The organism is Chitinophagaceae bacterium, from assembly GCA_030053935.1.
GTDB lineage: Bacteria > Bacteroidota > Bacteroidia > Cytophagales > JASGCU01 > JASGCU01.
Map to the genome: position 1 here is coordinate 1 of JASGCU010000150.1, position 2,825 is coordinate 2,825.

General features: G+C 27.5%; 3 protein-coding genes. All 3 read right to left on the reverse strand.

Annotated elements, in window-relative coordinates; genetic code table 11:
- Window positions 1–45: 45 nt before the first annotated feature.
- Window positions 46–870: a hypothetical protein gene (locus QM536_09765; GenBank protein MDI9357296.1), complete on the reverse strand. Its 825-nt coding sequence runs from the start codon at window positions 868–870 to the stop codon at window positions 46–48.
- 12 nt (window positions 871–882) lie between these two features.
- A complete protein-coding gene (locus tag QM536_09770) occupies window positions 883–1,779 on the reverse strand; it encodes a hypothetical protein (protein ID MDI9357297.1) in 897 nt (298 codons plus the stop codon).
- Between the two features lie 250 nt (window positions 1,780–2,029).
- The gene (locus QM536_09775) at window positions 2,030–2,698 is read right to left on the reverse strand and encodes a DUF3575 domain-containing protein (GenBank protein ID MDI9357298.1); all 669 of its coding nucleotides are present in this window, start codon (window positions 2,696–2,698) and stop codon (window positions 2,030–2,032) included.
- Window positions 2,699–2,825: the final 127 nt, after the last annotated feature.

Below are 2,825 nucleotides of genomic sequence, written 5' to 3' on the forward strand. Positions count from 1 at the left end.
CTCTCTTTCTTATTTTGCACTCGTATGTAGCGTGGCTGCCTCTTGCTAAAAATAACCCCCTCTTTCCCATAAAGGAAACCTATCTACAATATTCCATTTTCCTAATTTATTTTTAAGATAAATATAAACTCCTTCTCTCATATTGGTTTTTTTATAAATTACCATAAGAGTATAATTTGTGTTGAAATATGGTTTGGAATAAACAACAGTTATTTTTGGTGGGACAATATCCTGTAAATACTTTTCAATTTGTTCTATACATATTTCTAAATCTCTTATATATTCTTTCTCTTCAAGGATAGTATCACTCGTTTTATTCTTGAGATGCTGTATAATTTTTTTTTTATTGTATATAAAAGAAGTATCCCAGTATTGCCATCTCTTGAATTTTATACTAGCATAGTATTGGTGTAAATCTTTTTTGTTTTTTATAGATGGTAGATGTGTAAATGGAATATTATATTTTAGAAGTTCTACCGTATCTAAATAGAAGGGGTTCCATTTTCTGATTTGTTTGTTCATAAAAAAAATATCATGAGAGGAAAAGAATTTTTTTGATTTTTTGAGAGTATACATATTTTTGTATGCTTCTTCTTGAAATATAATATCTAATCTTTTATTTATGTTCTCTTTACAAAAATTATTTTTATGGGTATAAAAATAGATAGTTTCTCTGTAATTTGTATCAAGAAATAGAGGCACAAGATAAGTAACTACTTTGTAATCATAGAAAGATTCGTCTTTATGCTCTTGGTTTATAAAACCATATACTTCTTTCCAATATGTCAGTTCTGTTCTTCTCATAGAATACTTTTGAGCATTCGTAGGAAAAAATGATAATACAAAAAAAATGATTATGATGACTTTCATTGTATATATAATTTATTGGATAACTTCCAGTAAAATAATTTTTTCCCATGTTCCATCCTCTTTTTTTATATATATACTTGTATTACCATAGTATGTTTCTTGTAACGATATTATTACTTTTGTATAATCTCTATTAAACAATGGGATAGAATACCTAACTTTTCGATTCGGATAATTGAGATCTACTATTCCATAATCTATTGGGTGATTATACAGAGAGTCATATTTTTGAAAGTACTTTTTTTGTAAAATATGGTATGTATGCTGGATGTATATAATTTTTTTTTGAATGCTATTCATACTACTGTCATACCTATCTAATCTTTCTTGTTTCTTTTTTTCTATGATTTGATAATAATCATCTAATCCCTCTATTAAAGAATGTGGCTTGTCGGTACTATCATAATAAAGTGGAGAAACATTTTTTATATCAAAATAAAAATAACCAAAATCTTGATTCTTTTTAGGTTCGGGGAAGCATTGGACAAATGGTATTTTTCTCTGTTTCAGAGCAGTGGTATCCCAATAACTGATATTCCACAGATTCATTTGCATTTGCATGTATTGAATATCTTCACACGAGAAATGACTCCGTATGGTTTTTATAGCTTCTTTTATATACCATTCCTCGTTTGTATATGCCTGCTGCTTACATACTATGTTTATTATTTCATCCTTCCCTATCTTAATTAGAAGTGGGTCAAGAAAAATAACCTCGAGAGGAATCTTTTGAGGATTATCTTTATAAAAATTTATACGAGAACGCATACGTTCTGCGGTATCTGCCTTATATGTATATTCTATAAAATCATACATCTGTTTGGTATATTCGGTATAGGTATGGGTATAGTTCTGTGTATAACCTGTGTATGAGTAGAATATATATATATAAATTAAATAGTATTTCATAGATTCATCGGTTTATATGTTTTCTGTATGTTAGTAAAAAAAGTGCATTCTGTATTTGTTTATCCAGAATGCACTTGATAAAACTTTCTCTGATATTCCATAACTCATAAGAGGAATGGGCGTACATAATAACATAATCGCTTTTTTATTAGTCATTTCTTTCATTGTTTTTTATGTTTTATTTTTTTTTAAGTTATAAGATTATTAATAAAAAGAGAGCCACCTTTTTACAGATGCTCTCCTTATTTGTTTATTTTACTTTTTTTATTTTATAAAATGAATATCCTAATCCTACATCAAAGAACAGACCTAATCTATTAACAGTCAAGATTCTCTCACTGTTATTTTCATAAAATATATGTGTATACCCTAATCCCGAACCTAAATCTAAAGTAAAGAATCCTTTTTTCTTTTTCCATAAAAATTGGTATCCAAATTTAGATCCCATAGAAATAGTGTTCACATATATTCTTGAACCTTCGTCAATAGGTGTATTATAAATACTAATATTAGGTTCTGTTATTTTCCAAGAATTGATAGAATATAAAAACATTGCTCCTACATACCACCCCTTTAAGGCATCTTTTATATAATATCTATATTCTAATTCACCACCAAATTCAAAAAAGATTTGATTAGTAGACCCAATGGAACTCCTACCAATAGAACCACTAACAGATAAGGAAAGAGTACTATTTTTATATAGCTTCCGTTCATAAGAAATTGCATTCATTCTTCTTGTAATAATATTTGTATTAAAATAATTAGAGAATAAAGCAAGTGGATACACTTTAAGAGCATGCATAGGTAAAGCTTCCCTTAATTCACTCACCGAATCTTTCTCTGATATTCCATAACTCATAAGAGGAATGAGCGTACATAATAACATAATCGCTTTTTTATTAGTCATTTCTTTCATTGTTTTTTATGTTTTATTTTTTTTTAAGTTATAAGATTATTAATAAAAAGAGAGCCACCTTTTTACAGATGCTCTCCTTATTTGTTTATTTTACTTTTTTTATTTTATAAAATGAATATCCTAATCC

Excerpts from the sequence above, each read along its gene's own strand:
- QM536_09765 (MDI9357296.1), bottom strand. The coding sequence starts at position 870 with ATGAAAGTCATCATAATCATTTTTTTTGTATTATCATTTTTTCCTACG.
- QM536_09770 (MDI9357297.1), bottom strand. The coding sequence starts at position 1,779 with ATGAAATACTATTTAATTTATATATATATATTCTACTCATACACAGGT.
- QM536_09775 (MDI9357298.1), bottom strand. The coding sequence starts at position 2,698 with ATGAAAGAAATGACTAATAAAAAAGCGATTATGTTATTATGTACGCTC.